Origin of the sequence: Butyricimonas hominis (assembly GCF_014287455.1) — a bacterium.
In the GTDB taxonomy this organism is placed as follows: domain Bacteria; phylum Bacteroidota; class Bacteroidia; order Bacteroidales; family Marinifilaceae; genus Butyricimonas; species Butyricimonas muris.
The window spans coordinates 109,273-127,058 of the sequence record NZ_JACOOH010000011.1 but is presented as its reverse complement, the minus strand read 5'-3'; the positions used below and the strand labels follow the sequence as shown (position 1 = coordinate 127,058).

General features: G+C 45.4%; 13 protein-coding genes. 7 read left to right on the top strand and 6 right to left on the bottom strand.

Translation table 11 applies throughout. From position 1 onward, the window contains the following. Positions 1–251: 251 nt before the first annotated feature. Complete coding sequence (locus tag H8S64_RS20835) at positions 252–833, bottom strand: DNA-3-methyladenine glycosylase I (RefSeq protein WP_186978569.1); 582 nt, start codon at positions 831–833, stop codon at positions 252–254. 138 nt (positions 834–971) lie between these two features. On the opposite strand from H8S64_RS20835, the gene H8S64_RS20830 reads away from it, so the two are divergent. After that, a complete protein-coding gene (locus H8S64_RS20830) occupies positions 972–1,499 on the top strand; it encodes a GNAT family N-acetyltransferase (protein ID WP_186978568.1) in 528 nt (175 codons plus the stop codon). A 508-nt stretch (positions 1,500–2,007) separates the two neighbouring features. Here H8S64_RS20830 and H8S64_RS20825 read toward each other — a convergent pair. Both H8S64_RS20825 and H8S64_RS20820 read right to left on the bottom strand, forming a co-directional pair. Beyond that, positions 2,008–3,090, bottom strand: a complete 1,083-nt coding sequence (locus H8S64_RS20825) for a trypsin-like peptidase domain-containing protein (RefSeq protein WP_099291977.1) — start codon at positions 3,088–3,090, stop codon at positions 2,008–2,010. Positions 3,091–3,111: 21 nt separating this feature from the next. Next, on the bottom strand, positions 3,112–4,470 hold the full coding sequence (locus H8S64_RS20820) for a type III secretion system chaperone family protein (RefSeq protein ID WP_186978567.1): 1,359 nt from the start codon (positions 4,468–4,470) through the stop codon (positions 3,112–3,114). Between the two features lie 294 nt (positions 4,471–4,764). Here H8S64_RS20820 and H8S64_RS20815 point away from each other — a divergent pair, with 294 nt between their 5' ends. The 6 genes from H8S64_RS20815 to H8S64_RS20790 all read left to right on the top strand — a co-directional run bounded on the left by H8S64_RS20815 (position 4,765) and on the right by H8S64_RS20790 (position 13,745). Continuing rightward, positions 4,765–7,629 (top strand): ATP-binding protein, encoded by a 2,865-nt coding sequence (locus tag H8S64_RS20815; RefSeq protein WP_186978566.1) that lies wholly within the window; start codon positions 4,765–4,767, stop codon positions 7,627–7,629. 29 nt (positions 7,630–7,658) lie between these two features. Beyond that, the gene (locus tag H8S64_RS20810) at positions 7,659–8,858 is read left to right on the top strand and encodes a class I SAM-dependent methyltransferase (RefSeq protein ID WP_255469651.1); all 1,200 of its coding nucleotides are present in this window, start codon (positions 7,659–7,661) and stop codon (positions 8,856–8,858) included. Between the two features lie 128 nt (positions 8,859–8,986). Continuing rightward, a complete protein-coding gene (locus tag H8S64_RS20805) occupies positions 8,987–10,195 on the top strand; it encodes an MFS transporter (protein ID WP_186978565.1) in 1,209 nt (402 codons plus the stop codon). A 114-nt stretch (positions 10,196–10,309) separates the two neighbouring features. Beyond that, entirely contained in the window at positions 10,310–11,848 is a 1,539-nt protein-coding gene (gadC, locus tag H8S64_RS20800) for a glutamine/gamma-aminobutyrate antiporter GadC (protein ID WP_255469650.1), read from the top strand. A gap of 114 nt (positions 11,849–11,962) precedes the next feature. After that, entirely contained in the window at positions 11,963–12,925 is a 963-nt protein-coding gene (gene glsA, locus H8S64_RS20795; protein WP_186978564.1) for a glutaminase A, read from the top strand. 142 nt (positions 12,926–13,067) lie between these two features. Then, entirely contained in the window at positions 13,068–13,745 is a 678-nt protein-coding gene (locus tag H8S64_RS20790; protein WP_186978563.1) for an ion transporter, read from the top strand. A 15-nt stretch (positions 13,746–13,760) separates the two neighbouring features. On the opposite strand, the gene H8S64_RS20785 is transcribed toward H8S64_RS20790, so the two are convergent. From H8S64_RS20785 to H8S64_RS20775, 3 genes are all read right to left on the bottom strand, one after another. Continuing rightward, a complete protein-coding gene (locus H8S64_RS20785; RefSeq protein WP_255469649.1) occupies positions 13,761–15,278 on the bottom strand; it encodes a PAS domain-containing sensor histidine kinase in 1,518 nt (505 codons plus the stop codon). Between the two features lie 173 nt (positions 15,279–15,451). After that, positions 15,452–16,849, bottom strand: a complete 1,398-nt coding sequence (gene gad / locus H8S64_RS20780; protein ID WP_186978562.1) for a glutamate decarboxylase — start codon at positions 16,847–16,849, stop codon at positions 15,452–15,454. A gap of 135 nt (positions 16,850–16,984) precedes the next feature. After that, complete coding sequence (locus tag H8S64_RS20775) at positions 16,985–17,659, bottom strand: pentapeptide repeat-containing protein (protein ID WP_099291969.1); 675 nt, start codon at positions 17,657–17,659, stop codon at positions 16,985–16,987. Between the last annotated feature and the right edge of the window lie 127 nt (positions 17,660–17,786).

Here is a 17,786-nt window from a genome sequence, read left to right as displayed (position 1 = left end):
TCAAAAGAAAGCCGTATCTTTGAACCCGAAAGTTAGGCAGACAAACAGCGGTCAAAGTTGGACAAGCCCAACATCTGAAAATCGTTACTGTTTCGTTACCTATTTGAAATTTTGAAAGCGAAGTAGCTGAAATATAAGCGGTTAGAGTTGTAGGTTCAAACCCCTCTCTCTCCGCGAAAGCAAGTCACTGAAAGAGAGTTAGTACACGAGAACTGACTCTCTTTTTGCATCTAAAGGGATTCGAACCCTTTCTAATTCATACATCTTTTCCGGCAAATGCAATCCGTCAGGTGGTCGTTGATAAACCCCGAAGCCTGCAAGTGGGCGTAACAAATCGTCGTTCCGAAGAATTTGAAGCCGCGCTTTTTCATATCCTTGCTCATCGCGTCGGACACGGGAGAAGATGCCGGGATATCACTCAATGACCGCACGGTGTTGATAATCGGTTTTCTGTCGGGAAAGAAAGAGAGCGTATAGTCGTAGAAACTCCCGAACTCCTTTTGCAACGCGAGGAACAATCTCGCGTTGGTGATTGTCGATTTGATTTTCAGGCGGTTTTTCACGATGCCGTCAAACTGCATCAACCGCTCGACATCTTCATCAGTCATTCGTGCCACCCGCCCGGCATCGAAATCACAAAAAGCCTCACGGTATCCTTCCCGCTTCCGAAGAATGGTTATCCAACTCAACCCGGCTTGGGCACTCTCCAGTACAAGAAACTCGAATAGCTTCTTGTCATCGGTTACCAACCTTCCCCATTCCTCGTCATGGTATTTCACGTACAACTCATCGGTTCCGCACCAACCACAGCGTTCGTTTACTATATCTTGCATAATCATATTACATGTTTTCGAGTTTAATTATCCGGTAAATATAGCGTATATTTACCGGATAGTAAAAACAATTACCGAATAGCGAGTAATTTCCCTACCTTTGTCCTCAAACTTATAAATAATCAACGTCAGGCAAACATGGAAAATATAAGTATTCAAAGAGTGACTTCCGGTGATATCCGCCGGTTACAGGAAATCGGCAGGCAGACTTTCTCCGAAACATTTGCCGAGGTAAATACTGCCGAAGACATGGAGAAATACCTGCAAGAGAGCTTCTCTTCAGAAAAATTGTCGGAAGAACTTCATGACCGGAACTCGGAGTTCTACTTCGCGGCTGTTGACGCCCATATTATCGGTTATTTGAAACTGAACTTCGGGGCGTCCCAAACGGAACTGAAAGACTGCAAGGCGCTGGAGATAGAACGGATTTACGTGCTACGAGAATTTCACGGGAAAAAAGTCGGGCAACTACTTTACGAAAAAGCCATACAAGTGGCAAAGCAGATGAACGTCGATTATATCTGGCTGGGAGTCTGGGAAGAGAACTCGAGAGCCATAAACTTTTACAAGAAAAACGGCTTTGTCGCATTCGACAAACATATTTTCAAGTTGGGTAACGACGAACAAACCGATATTATGATGAAACTGCAATTGGGAAAACACTGAACGCGAAAAACTGTCGGACTACAGCCTCGCTAAAAAACGATAACTTGCCGAAGACAAAATTCGTCCATTCGTCGATAAAATCAGCCTATTCGTTGATTATATTTTGAAGATCGGGTATTCAGTTATACTTTTACTACACAACTAAAAATAGAAACAAGAGAATAGTGTTTATCATTAAACTTAGACGGCAATAAAGTTTGCAACCACCAGAGGCGGGCGGCACACACAACCCCTCCAATTGATATTCATCCCAACACAAAATTGGTACCTGTGCCACCGCCTCATTTCTTTTCAAAATAACACGGCGAGCCGGGAGGAAGTTCTTTGATTAGGTGATTTAATAAAACGTTGCTTGTGCGGCTGGAATCATTCAATCTAAAATCTCTAAATCTAAAATTAATAAACTCCTCCGTCTGCTTCGCAGCCACCTCCTCTATAAACAGAGGAGGAGCTGGAATACAGTCTTAAACGCCAGAGAAGCAACTTGTAACTTGCCGAAGGCGCCCCCCTAAATGGCGTCCTTCTTCGCGTATTCGGAAAATTCGCAACCGAAGGTATCGGCAAGGTAATTATCCAATTCGTCGGCTTTGAAGGCCATATTTGTCAAGTTCTTCTGAACTTCCTCGCCGTATTCGGAGAACACATCCGAGATATGTACCCGATAGGAAATGTAAATCTGATTGCCGTCCAAACCGAATTGATAGGGACGCACGTCCGCGTTGAGCAAGTACGAAAGCACGGGTTCGAGATTCTTTTTCGGCAACACGTTGAGCGGTGAAGTGCAGAACAGGTATTGGCGATTGTAAACAAACATACGGATCTCGGAACTTCCTTTATGGAATACCCAACTCTCGTATCCCACGCGGGCAAGCACGGGATTGATGCCCATCGCCTCGATGGCTTCCTCGCAGAACACGGCAAGGTCGGTCAACGTTCTTTCCTTGAACACGTTTTCCGGCAATTTGTCACCGCAAGAGGGGCAATATTCTTCCTCCTCTGATATGAACTCGTCGCAACTGTTACACTGCACGTTAAATATCGAGGTATCGAGGTCGGCAATCTGCTCGAGCAACTCGCGCAAAGAGGCAACCGGAATACCGAATCCCATGTTATCGGCATTATTGAGTTTACTTACCGTGATAGCCACCAGCTCGTTGCTGTCGTTGAACATCGGTCCCCCGCTGTTACCGGGATTCACTGCCGCGTCGGTCTGGATATAGTAACTGTCATTCATCAATTGACGGGGCGAAGATACAGTACCCTCGGTAACCGTGAAAGGCATACCGAAAGGATATCCAGCCACGTTGATTCTCTGCCCGATAGAAACTTCGTCGAGGGCGGATAACGCGATCTCGGGAAGCGCGGAGAAATCACCGTCCGCTTTCAGCAAAGCGATATCGCGCGCGGGATTGACCAATACCACACGGGCGTAAAATCTGTTTTTGTCGTTGTCTTGCAGAGCCACTTCACGGAACCCTTCCACGACATGATAATTTGTTACAAATAAATCATAGTTTTTCAGGTAGAAACAACTGCCTGATCCGCCGGCATGGTTTACTTTATAGACGGCTTTAAATATATTCTGTTCCATAATGTCAAAATTTCATCCTTGTTATTGATTGTTTCCCAACCCGGCAGCCAGTTCCTGTACTCTACGCGTGTATTCCTCCATGCTGATCTGCCCTTGCATCATCTGCATCTGCAAAGTCTGCACGTTGGCGAGATATTCCTGCATACCGCCCTGCATGGCTTGTTGCATTGCCTGTTGCATATTCTGGGCTACCTGATTCATATCCACGTTAGCGAAAGCGTTGTTCATCATCGTTCCGAAGTCCACGTCCTCGTCATCATCATCCGCGTCGAGTTCTCCTTCCATGATGTTATCCATTGCCTCGTGAAGAATCTGCGCCGCCTCATCCCACGGCATGGCCGAAGTCTTTGTCAACGCTCTCGTTACAACAGTATTCACGTCGTCCTGCACGTCATTGTAGAAATACATCTCGTAGAACTTGTACACGATCATCAAACAACACGTCTGGTAATCCCTCGCCTCGAACGCTTGGGTGGCGCGGTCGTACGTTCCCTCGAAATTCTCCTGTATATTCTTTAGATTGGAACGACGTTTCGGGGAGATAAAAGTTTCCACGAAATACAAGTCTTCCGCCAATTCTTCTTTCGTCATTGCTTGGACACGGGCAACCACGGACTTACCGTAATTCACCACTTCCGGCAGCGGAATGTCCTCCCGATCCATTTCCCTAACCGCTTTATTCAAGTCATTGAGTAACTGTCCTTGCGGGTGAGCGTAGTAAAGGATTTTCAACAGGGTAGTGTCGAGCACGTTCCACGCGAAACCGTATTTACGGTCGGCCTCGAAGCCTTTCACCGCGTCCATACATTCCCGACAACTCAACTGAATGACCTCGTACACGTTATCAAGCGTTTCCGCGTCGAAAGGCGTTACCTTAGGTTCATAAATACGTACTGCCCCGAACTTCGTTTCGAACTCGTCGTCGTATTTATCTCCCGTGCGGCATATCTCTTCCAACACGTAATACATCTTGTAAGGCTGTGCCAACGCGAGCGGGCAACTGTATTTGAAGAACAGTTTTTCATCCCGCAACTCGATCTGTGCCAGATCCATGTCATTAAAATTCAAGCCTGCTACCTGACGCAATAGAGGTACCCTGCTTTTGTCCGGCAATGCAAGGAACGGCGCTGTAACGTGTACTTGCCCGTCCTCGATCTTTATCGATACCACGATCGAACCGTGCGGAACGTTAAACTCTGTTCCTGCCGAATTACCGTATTTCTCCCGCAAGTCCGGGTTCACGTAATCAAGCAAGGTATGGAAAGCATTCAGGTAATCCCCGTTCTCGAAGGCTTCCAAGCTCTCGTCGAAGGCATCGACGTTGATTTTACTTTCCGTTGATGTTATTGTGGAAAGATTAAATGTCAAGGTTTGTTTCATGACTTATAAGGTATTAAATAATTAATAACAACTTCACGCACTCATCCACGCTATACACGCAGAAAGTGCGATAAAAGTAGGGAAAAATCTTTTCCCTTCACAGACTGGCGAAAGTTTTTTTGTTTTCTCTGTAAATATCATCATATTTGATTCGTCCGCGGGACAGGGCAAAACGCAGAAGATTAACAAAATCCTTTTCACAACTAAATAGTGGTATTTTGAGATTAATTATTTACTTTTGTCGGGAAATAGATTGGCAAAATAGAATAGATCCCATTTCCAAAAGACGTGATTATGTCAAAAACAGGTAATACCACTATCTCGAATAGTGAATTAGAGAGTTTGCGAGAGAAGGAACTTATACTCCAAGAACTGCAAAAAACAGCCAAGCTCGGGTGGTGGAAAGTGAATTTCGAAACGCATGAAATCCAATGCTCGGATTACGTGGTGGATATACTAGGGCTTAAAGGGAATACGCTAACAACAAATCAAGTTCTGAACTTGATTAACGAGAAATACCGTCAACGGGTGAGCGCGAACCTCCCGCACTTGAGAAACCAGAATTTCTACGATGAAATATTCCCTATTATGACAAGATTCGGGGAAATGTGGATACATTCCAAAATCGGGAATAGAGTCATTGAAGAGGACGGAACGATCACGACTATCGGTTATTCCAAGATTCTGGAGGAAGAAGAGAATATTCTCATATCAAAAGCAAGAGAGGAGAACCAGTTGAAAGAACTGATGTTACGCCAGTATTCCCTGTCACAATCCTTATCCAAATTTCTTAAAAACCCGGATTCCGACCAAGTGATTACCGACACGTTGAAAGAGGTTCTTAAACAATTTGATGGGGATAGAACCTATATTTTCAAGTACGATAAAAAAAAGGACACGCAAAGTTGTATATACGAGGCGACAAAACCCGGCGTTCAACCGGAAATAGATACATTGCAAGACATGGATTCCAATCATATCGGGTGGTGGAGTAAACAGATACTCAATAATATCCCGATTATCATCAATCATCTCGACGAGTTGCCCCCCGAGGCGGAAACGGACAGACAAGTACTGGCACGTCAGAATATTGCCTCCCTGTTGGTCATTCCCCTCGCCTCCAGCGACGGGATATGGGGATACATGGGCATCGACATCGTCAATCGTCCCCGCCTGTGGACTCACATCGATAAAGAATGGTTTTTCGCCATATCGAATATCATTAATATTTGTATAGAATTACGTACCTCGGAGAGAGAAGCACGGGAACAACAACAATATTTACAAAAACTGTACGATCACATACCTATCGGTTATCTCCATTTGCAACTGATTTATGACGAGAACGGACAACCGTGCGATTTTAAATACCTTGACTCCAATCCCGCTTTCAACAGAATATCGGGAACACCCCCGAATTATTTCGACGGTAAAAATGCCAAAGATTTCGGAATAGAAGATCCAGAGAGCTTGCTCCGTCTGCATAATATCGTTTTGCAAAAGCAAGCAACGGAAAGCACCCGATTCATGGAAAAAACAGGTTTACAATACCGCCTGACTCTTTATTCGCCGGGAGAAAACGAGGTTGTGGCCTTATTCACGGATATCACGGAGCAACAAAAAGCGATCAAAGCACTCCGGCACAGCGAGGAAGCCCTGCGCAATATATATAAAAACATCCCCGTGGGTATCGAAATATATGACAAGAACGGCGATCTGCTCGACTTGAACGACATTGAGGCCGAGATGTTCGGTTTCAACCGGAAAGAAGACGTACTCGGGGTGAACTTGTTCAAAAACCCCAATCTTCCGGCAGATAAACTGGAAGAACTACGACAAGGGAAAGAGATCATGTTTCCACTTATATACAAATTCTCGAAGATCGACAAGGTATATTACAGCACGAAATACACGGGAAGCAAGCACTTGAGCGTGAAAGGTACCTGCCTTTATGACACGAACCACAACGTCGAGAATTACTTGCTTATCGTGATTGACAACACGGAAGCGTTCGAGAACTACCGGAAGATCGAAGAATTTGAAACCTTATTCAACAATATCGCTGAATTTTCCAAAGTGGGTATATGCAGGTGGAACCCGTTACAAAAGACATTCTTCGGGTCGGATGTTTGGTTTTACAACCTCAACCAACAACCCCGTCATGTTCAGGATATCGAGGATGTCCACGAATTCGTATGCCCCGAGGACACCGTAAAATTGCAAGGGTTTCACCAGCAAGTACTGGAAGGGAAAAGCCGGGAATTCGCGGACGAGGTGAGAGTGCGGGTCGGGCAAGAATGGCGCTGGTTACGTGTCCGCTTTAAAGTCAAAGAATACAACCCGCAAAACGAGATAATCGAAGTGATCGGGTTGAATATAGATATTACCGAATCGAAAGAAACGGAACAGCACCTTCTGAAAGCCAAGTTACGGGCGGAAGAATCCGACCGATTGAAGTCCGCGTTTCTCGCTAACATGAGTCATGAAATACGTACCCCGTTGAATGCCATCGTGGGGTTCTCGGCTCTCGTTGCGGAAACGGAAAATATAGAAGAACGGGAACAATATCTTTCCGTTATCCAGAAAAATAACGAACTGCTCCTGCAATTGATTTCCGATATATTGGATCTCTCGAAGATCGAAGCCGGGACATTTGATATTTCTCTCGCCGTTTTTGATGTCAATAACCTGTGCAAGGAAGTCATTTGCCTGCACACGATGAAATTAACGACAGAGGACGTGACACTCTCGTTTGAGGAGCATATTCCCCGATGTTTTATTTATAGTGACAGAAACCGAATCGCTCAAATCTTATCCAACTTTATCAATAACGCACTCAAATTCACGGAAAAGGGAAGCATCCGCCTCGGATATCATGTCACGGGCGAACGCATCGAATTCCACGTGCAGGACACGGGAATCGGCATCCCGGAAGAAAATATCGGGCACGTGTTCGAACGTTTCGTGAAACTCAACTCGTTTATACGAGGCACGGGGTTGGGGCTGCCTATCTGCAAAAGCATTATCGAGAAGTTGGGCGGAGAAATCGGGGTGGAATCAACCGTGGGCAAGGGATCACGTTTCTGGTTCAGCTTACCCTATAATCCGACAGTGGAATCCAAAGAAATTGATGAACAAGCGTTGTTTTTACCGGATTAATTTCCCTATTTTTGCACGAGTAAAAAACAATGTCCGACACGATGCTATTGTCTTCCGAAATACTTGACTTCGTCAGGGAACATCTCGATGATGATCCCGCTCGATTGCAATTTCAAAGAAAGAACTACCCGGATAACCGGGTGGATATAGCTGTCGAACAAATCCATGCCCGCGCGAGAATCAAAGACAAGCTCCCCTCGTGGTTCGCTCATCCCGGTATATTTTACCCCTCGGCATTAGCAACGGAACAATGCTCGTCGGAACTTACTGCCGGCTACAAGGCATGCTTGATATCGGGCAACACGCTCTGTGACCTCACGGGGGGAATGGGTGTCGATTCTTATTTCTTTTCCCGTTCGACGGGTAGAGTAATCTACGTGGAACAGAATCCCTCGTATTGTGAAGCTGCACGTTATAATTTCAGCATACTGGGAGCGAATAACATAGAAGTAATACACGGGAATGGCACACAAGTAGCGGGGACTCTCGCGGCGGACACGTATTACATAGACCCCTCCCGCCGGACTCATGATAACAAGCGTATCTTTGCTCTTGCCGATTACGAACCTAACGTACTGGAAATAAAAGAGAACATACTCTCCCGCGGTAGCCGCTTGATCGTGAAAATATCTCCCATGGCCGATATCACGGCTGTCCTGCGCCTCCTGCCGGAAACGACCGAGGTACACGTGTTGTCGGTGAAAAACGAGTGCAAGGAGCTTTTGTTTGTACTGGACACGACGCCGGGGCAACACGCGTTAACGATACACGCCGTCAACTTTCCCGCTTCACGAATCGTGCAGAGATTCACTTTCACGCCGGAAGACGAGAGAGAAGCGCAACCAGACATGACGGATACGGTGGGGCAATACCTTTATGAACCCAATAGTTCCATATTAAAAAGCGGTGCGTTCAAGATTCCGGCAAATCGTTACGGGCTAAAGAAATTACATCGGCACAGCCATTTATATACCGGGGATACGTTAATCGGTAATTTCCCCGGTAGAATATTTCAAGTGGAAGAGGTCTTCGACTTCTCCAGCAAATGGCTGAAACAGATAGCCAAAACAATCCCGAAAGCAAACATCACTACCCGGAATTTCAAAATATCGGCAAACGAAATCCGTTCCCGAAGCAAGATGAAAGAAGGTGGAGATATTTTCCTACTAGCCACGACATTGAATAATGAAAAGGCGGTCGTCATTCGATGCCGCAAACCCGAGAATTGACGATTTCTCGATTTATGATTAGCCCAAAGAAACGGGGTAAGCGGGGAGAAATCTAATATTTAAAATCTAAAATTAATAATCTTTTCCTTCTCTCTCCCGTATAGGGACTAGAACTAAACGATACCAAAATGAAGATACAAACAGGTCATGGTACGATCACGCTGACTGCGCTTCTTGCCATTTATTCTATTTCCATGGTTACTTCCCTGCCGGGATTAGCCATATCCCCTATCTTGGGCGATCTCGAACATATTTTCAAAGGAGCAAGCGATTTGGAATTACAAATGCTGGAATCCCTTCCCTCGTTTATTATTGTACCCTTTATCCTGCTGGCGGGACGACTTTCCCTACACGTGAACAAGAAACGGATTCTCATTATCGGGTTAGCTATCTTCTTCGGGTGTAGTGTCGTGTACCCTTTCAGCAATTCTCTCGCGCTATTACTTGTTATCAGCGCGTTGTTAGGAATTGGCGCCGGAATGATCATTCCTTTTTCCACGGGACTTATCGCGGATAACTTTTCCAAACGCTATCGTACCCGGCAATTGGGTATTGCCTCATCAATCACGAACTTAACGCTCGTGTTGGCGACATTCCTCGCCGGAGTCCTTGCCGATATCAACTGGCATTACGCCTTTCTGGTATATTGCCTGTCGGGGATTTCTCTGTTATTCGCCTTTAAACTGGACTCCACACCACGGACTGTTGCCCCCCAAACGACGACCGCTTCCACTACCCCATCCGCGTCAAGCACGAAACACAATTGGCCTGTTTCTTTGATGCTTCTTTATTATTTCATCACCTTTTTGGTTTTAACCGTACCGTTCAATCTCTCCATTTACATGGAAACAATGAAACACTACAAGGATCCGGACATTGCCGGTACGCTTATTTCCGTGTTCTTCCTCGCCATGACAATACCGGGATTTTTTATCAACAACATTATTTCAGTTTTGAAAACATACACGAACTTCATCGCCCTTTGCGCTATTGCCGTCGGTTTTATTTTATTCATACTGAAAGCAGGTCCCGTTATACTGACGATAGGCATTATACTCATCGGGTTAGGTTACGGAGCCATGCAACCGATCATATACGACAAAACTTCCTCAAGCACGGTGGAATCACACGCGACGTTTGCCCTTGCACTCGTTATGTCAATGAATTACGTCGCGATTATCACCTATCCGTTCATCACCCAATGGCTGCAAGACCTCTTCTCCACGGACGCCTCCTACTTCCCGTTCCTGCTAAGCATGATACTGGGTGGAGCCTTTGCCGTGTACGCTTATTTCAGAAGAAACAGTGCCGCCCTCGGTATGCAAACTCAAAGTTAAATATTGTGAGTAGAACAACCTTCATTTCCCTACTCCCGTATTTATCCCATGCAAGAGAGCAAAATGAACTAACCATCATATTAAATATAACATTCTAAACTAAATTAATTTAAGATGACAACAAATTCAAACACGAAAAGTACCGCGATGAAACTCGGCGTAATGACCTTGGCGATCATGAACGTCGCGGCGGTAGTGAGTCTCCGTGGACTTCCGGCAGAAGCCGTCTACGGATTGAGTTCCGCGTTCTACTACTTGTTCGCGGCCATCGTATTCTTAGTTCCAACAGCACTGGTAGCGGCAGAACTTGCCGCCATGTTCTCCCAAAAAGAGGGTGGAGTTTTCCGTTGGGTCGGAGAAGCTTACGGGAAAAGAGTAGGATTCCTCGCCATATTCCTACAATGGATCGAGAGTACGATATGGTATCCTACCGTGCTGACTTTCGGTGCCGTGTCTATCGCTTACATCGGTCTGGACACGTCAGAGGACGCTCTGCTTGCTTCAAACAAGCTCTTCACGTTGATAACCGTATTGGCTATCTACTGGATTGCCACGTTTATCTCCCTGAAAGGTTTGGGCTGGGTTGGTAAAGTTTCCAAAATCGGTGCCATGGTCGGAACCATTATCCCGGCAGGGTTACTGATTATCTTCGGAATCATCTACATCTCCACAGGCGGACACAACAACATGGACATGAGCCAAGGTTTCTTCCCTGACCTGACCAATTTCGACAACCTCGTACTGGCATCGGGAATCTTCCTGTTCTACGCGGGTATGGAGATGATGGGTATCCACGTTATGGACGTGAAAGCACCCGCCTCCAAGAATTACCCGAAAGCCATCTTCATCGGTGCGGGTATCACCGTTATCATCTTCGTGCTCGGTACTTTCGCCTTGGGTTTGATCATTCCGGCAAAAGACATCAATTTGACGCAGAGTTTGCTTGTCGGGTTTGACGGTTATCTGAAATACCTGCACATCAGTTGGGCTTCTCCCGTTATCGCCATCGCTTTGATGTTCGGTGTGCTGGCAGGAGTATTGACATGGGTTGCCGGTCCGTCCAAAGGTATCTTCACCGTGGGTAAAGCCGGGTATCTGCCACCGTTCTTCCAAAGAACCAATAAAATTGGCGTACAAAAGAACATTCTTTTCATACAAGGGGCTGTCGTTACTATTCTGGCTCTCTTGTTCGTGGTTATGCCTTCCGTGCAATCGTTCTACCAAATTCTGTCACAGTTGACCGTACTATTGTACCTCATCATGTACCTGTTGATGTTCTCCGGGGCTATCGTACTTCGCTACAAGATGAAGAAAGCCGAACGTCCCTTCGCTATCGGTAGAAAGAGCAACGTAGGCATTTGGATCATCGGCGGACTCGGTTTCTGCGGTGCTTTGCTGGCATTCGTGTTGAGCTTTATCCCGCCTTCCCAGATCAACGTGGGTAGTAACACGGTTTGGTTCTCCGTATTGATCATCGGTTGTATCGTGGTAGTAGCCACCCCGTTTATCATCTACAGTCTACGTAAACCGTCATGGAAAGACCCGAACGCTCAAATCGCTCCTTTCCACTGGGAAGAACAACCGGTACAAGCCGCAACCACGACTCAAACCACGACCGGAACCACAACTCAAACAACAAACACAACAAAATAGTCTATAAGGTCCATAAAGTAGTATTCCAGCTCCTCCTCTGTTTATAGAGGAAGAGATAGAATACTATCTTACCAACCACTTTACAAACCTTATAAACTATAATAAATTACAGGTATGAAAAAGACAATTACAATGAATGACCTCAAGAACTTAGTTCAAGAGGCACACGCGCAAGTGAAAGATTTGAAGGGAGGAAAAAACGCAAATTACATACCCTTCCTAGACAAGATTGATTCCAACCTATTCGGTATTTCCGTCTGTCTTCCCTCGGGAGAAGTAATCACGGTTGGCGACACGGACTACGTTTTCGGTATAGAATCCGTGTCCAAGGTCTACACGGCAATACTCGTGCTACGTCAATACGGGGCTCAAGCCGTTCTCGACCAGATCGGGGCTGACGCCACGGGATTACCTTTCAATTCCATCATGGCCATATTACTCGAAAACGATCACCCGAGTACCCCGTTGGTAAATGCCGGGGCTATCTCCGCCGACAGTATGGTGAAACCTATCGGTAATAGCGACGCCAAATGGAAAGCCATCACGGATAACATGAAAGAATTGAGCGGTAGTGACTTGCAACTACTGGACGAACTATACAAGTCCGAATCGGAAACCAATTTCAATAACCGTTCTATCGCATGGTTGCTGAAGAATTTCAACCGGATATACGATGAGCCGAATATGGCTCTCGACTTATACACCCGTCAATGTTCCATGGGAGTAACGGCAAAACAATTGTCTATCGCAGCTTGTACCATCGCTAACGGGGGACTGAATCCGGTAACAAAACAACAGGTATTCGATGCCTCTTTAGCCCCGAAAATCACCTCTCTAATCGCCACCGTCGGATTCTACGAGCACACGGGCGATTGGCTGTACACGAGTGGTGTCCCCGCTAAATCGGGTGTCGGCGGTGGAGTCCTTGGAGTCGTTCCGGGCATCTTCGGCATCGCCGCTTTCGCTCCTCCATTGGATGAAGCCGGTAACTCCGTGAAAGCACAAGCCGCTATCAAATATATCGCACAAAAGTTGAATATCAACGTATTCGGCGGTGACTATTTGGAAATAAAATAGAAATTGCCCGCGGCAATTTCTAAGTTTCAAGTTGAATTTGCCTACGGCAAGTTACAAGTTGCATTTGCTTTCAGCAAGTTTAAATGTTCAAGTGAAAAACAACTTATAATTTACCGCGGGCAAACTTATAAATTCATTTATCATGGAAAGAAGTAAAGTTCTGGAAAAAATCCTCAATGCTCTTGTTTTAATAGGTAGTATGGCTATCATCGTGGTGGCATCTATTGAATTATTAAAAGGCAATAACGCGCTAAGTGAAACATTCATACTAAAATTCCACCTGTGGGTATGTTCCCTGTTCCTCGCCGATTTCTTCGTGAGGTGGCACACGAACGGTTGGACGTCTCGTTTCTTCCGGGATAATTTCCTTTTCTTGCTCGTGTCCATTCCTTATTTGAATATCGTGTACGGTTTATCGACGCATATATCCCACTCGGCATGGATCGCCTTGAGGCTTATCCCGCTTGCCCGGGGCATATACGGTGTATCCCTTATCGTCAGTTGGATGACCCGCAGCAAAATCACGAATTTGCTTATCACTTATCTGACCATTTTATTCACGACAATATACTTTTGCAGCATCATCTTCTACTACATGGAACATGACGTCAATCCACCCGTGAAGACCTACTGGGACGCGTTCGATTGGGCACTCATGAACGTAACGACGGTGGGTTCCAACATCTTCGGCGTCACGAAACTAGGACAGGTACTCGCCGTCGTCCTCGCCGCCGCCGGAATGATCTTTTTCCCCATATTCACTGCCTACGTGACAACCAAGTTCCAGAACAAAAGACAAGGAAAAAACGGGAATCAATAAACCGGACAAAACACATCACGCGCAACACGTCAACGGGTGCCGTGCCACAAAACAAGTTCCTTGTCCCAGCTCGAAATTCAATTCGATATTGCCTCCAAAGTACCTCATGATCGTTTGGCTGATAGATAACCCCAGTCCGACTCCGCCTTTGAACGAATCCGCTTTATAGAAACGTTCAAATATTTTATTACGGGATTCTTCCGGAATTCCCGGTCCCGTGTCTTGAACGTACAGGCAAACTTCTTTCCCGTTTTTCGCCACGCGATAACCGAAACTGATATAACCTTCGACAGTAAACTTGATCGCGTTATTAATTAAATTGTTTATCACTTGTTTCAATCTCATCGGGTCGGTTCTCAGATAGAAACTATTCTCCGGTACATCCATCCTAAGCTCCACGTTCGGGGGCATATTCAACACTTGTGCGTGATATATATCCGTGAACAAATCATTCAATGACTGTTCCGAGTAATGAAATTCCATCGTATTCGCCTCGATCTTCGACAGGTCGAGAATATCCGAAATCAGCAATAACAACTGCTCGCTATTGGTATTGATTAATTTGGCATACTCCTTCTTCTCCTCCGCATCAAGTTCTGCATCAGAATCGGTCAACAAATTGGAAAAACCGACGATAGCGTTCAACGGGGTACGTATCTCGTGACTCATGTTCGCGAGGAAAGCACTCTTCAACTTATCGCTCACCAATGCCTTATCCCGCGCATCCATCAGGTTATTCTCTATCATCTTGTGATCGTGTATACTTTGGCACACACCCACGATACGGTAAGGCATCCCGTTCACTTCTCCCAAGTAAACTGACTGTGCCTCGAACCATTCCCACGTGCCATCCGCACGATGCAATCGATAGGTATACGGCTTCTTGTTCAAGCTACCCGCTACTTGCCCCGCTAAAGCTCCAAGCAACGTTTCCCGATCATCGGGATGCACCATATCCGAAAACTCCGCCGAGGATAGATAATCGCTCGCGGGATACCCCAAGTGCACGAACCAACGGGGATCTATATTCATTTTATTCCGTTCCAAATCGAAGAACCAAGGAAATATCTTCGTTTTCGCCAAAGCAAGATTCAACAGGTATTCTTGCGTCAATTCACGCTCGTAATTCCGGAAAAGAAAAATAATCTTTGACAAATATCCATTCTCCCTTAACCCGAGAAATTGCCCATTTATATAGAACTTATCACACCCGTTTAAAACACGAATATAGGCATTAGGAACAAGTTCTATAAACTTCGTTCCTTGATTCAATTGATTAATTATCTCGGGCAAAACATTCCGCACCTCATAGAACACTCCCAGTATTTCAAAAAGATTCTTACCGATAAACTCTTCCCTCTTCCAATTTAAATCCTCCAAAGCACGGGTGTTCATCTGCCTGATGATACCGTCATGATTAAAAATAATACTGCCTACAGATAAGGCACTAAAAATAAAATCATTAGCGATCATCTGATCGCAAACTTGTGATAAAAACACATTTCCCTCTTTTTCGGAATAATGATCTTCCATTATAACAAACGCATTAAAAAACTTCACATGAACTGTTTATCAAAAGTATATAAAAAAAAGCATCCAACTATTGATTTATTTAAATTAACAGTGTTATTTTATATTACACACTACATACTAAAAAAAGGGACTTGTAACAAGTCCCCTTTTTTAGTATCATCGAAATGCCCCGATTAACGAGAGTGGTTGAATACTCTTGGTTTCTGCGGTTCTTTCTTGCTCCACATGATAGCACTGTTAGTCGGTTCTTTCAACGTATCGAGTTGTTTCACGCAACGTTTGATGTCTTCCATCAACAAATCGGCGAGGTCAATACCTGTACCTTGACGAACAACAACACGCATGATAATCACGTCTTCCATCGCTTTCGGCATCGTGTAAGCAGGCACTTGCCATCCTTCCACGTGCAGGGCATCAGACAAATCATACAATGTCCAGTTCCGATTCTTGTCTTCTTTCAACTTCCAGATAAACAACGGGTTCGGCATATCGTTACTGAAGAACTCGAATATACCCATGTCTTGCAATTGTTTTTTCAAGTACAAGCACACGTTGATACAGTTTTGTTGAACTTTCTTGTATCCCTCCTTACCCAAACGCAGGAATTGATAGTATTGAGCCAATACTTGATTACCCGGACGAGAGAAGTTGATAGAAATACTCGGGATATTGGCACCAAGATAATTCACTGCAAAGTTCATCTCCTCGGGCAAATATTGTTTGTCTTTCCATACCACCCAGCCCACACCGGGATACACCATACCGAATTTGTGACCGGAAGTACTGATAGAAAGTACCCATTTCAGACGGAAATCCCACAACGTGTCGGGATCGATGAACGGGTGAATGAAACCTCCCGTGGCAGCATCCACGTGGATACAAATTTCCCAACCCTTCTCGGCATTCAATTTATCCAACGCATCGTTGATCTCTTTCACGTTATCATTCAAACCGGTAATCGTTACACCTTGAATAGGCACGACACAGATCGTGTTCTCGTCACACATCTTCACCACATCCTGCGGGTCAAGCGTGATCTTATCCATTGTCACGGGCACCATACGCATCTCCACGTCCCAGTAGATAGCGAATTTCTCCCATACCACCTGCATACAAGTTGAAATAATGAAATTCGGTTTATCGGTGGGAAGCCCTTTTGCCCGACGTCTTTTTTGCCAACGTTTCAACGCGGAGATTCCACCCAACATACAAGCCTCGGAAGAACCGACGGTACTCGTACCCGTGCAATACGGTTTCTCCGGGGAGTTCCATAATTTTGCAAGGATATTCACGCAACGACGCTCAATTTCAGCGGTCTGCGGGTATTCCGTCTTATCGATCATGTTTTTATCCATGTTCTCGGTCATCACTCTACGGGCGTAATCATCCATCCAAGTGGTTACAAATGTCGCCAAATTCAAACGTGAATTCCCGTCAAGCATGGCCTCGTCATGAACCATTTGATAAGCCACTTCGCCCGGCATCATTCCCTCAGGCATCTCGTACTTAGGCGCTACTCGTGCCTCTTCATCCGTCCCAAAAACCGGTGTGATAGGATTTTCTGTCTTCATAATTTAATTAGTTTAGTTTATTTTATAACGAAAAATAAATCGTCGTTCTTTCCGACGGTCGCTAATAATTACGTGATGAAAGCCCGAAGGTTTCAGCCTCGCGCCACATTTAACACCCCTTGTTATTTATTGATTCTACTCGTCCTTCACGACAAGCCCTAACAAACGGGACAAATCCAACGCCTGCAATGAAGTAACAACGACTCCCCGCAAATCCTCCGGGTTCAATCGGATTCCCGCCAACTGTGAAGAACGAAAATCCATCCCCCGCAACGTGGCACGGGAAAACTCCGCCTCGGTCAAGTTGCACGTGTCAAAATTCGCCGGGGAAAAAGAACAACGCTCGAAACTGCCGCTCTGCATATCACTATGGGCGAATAACACCTGCTTCATCTTCCCCATGGAAAAATTCACGTACCGGGCATTACAATGATGCAAAAGCACGTGATTTAGACTGCACTCCCCAAAATTCGTCCCCAATAATTTGCAAGCAACAAATTCCACCCGATAAAAGGAACTCTCGAAAAAAGAGACATTCGACAAATCACAATTCTCGAAACGCACGTCACTCACCTGCGCCCCCCGGAACTGGCAACCACTGAACGTCACCCCGTTAAACACACAGTGATTTATTTCCAAATCTCCCGCGTTCGCCCCCTCTACAATTTCTTTCCTGAATATCCGGTCACAAACCTCTTCTTCCGCCAATAACTCGCCCAACATCTCCCCACTCTCCCTTGCGCTCTGCACCATAGGCGGGGCTATCTTCACTTCTCCTTTTTCTTTACCGTTCTTCTGTCTTAATACCATAACTTCTTCGTTCTACCAAGATTTATTTTCCATGGAACACGTTCCAAAAATACGAATAACAATTGAAAATACAGTCCCTAACGCTAGAAAAGCAACTTGCAACTTGCCGAAGGCAAATTCAACCTGT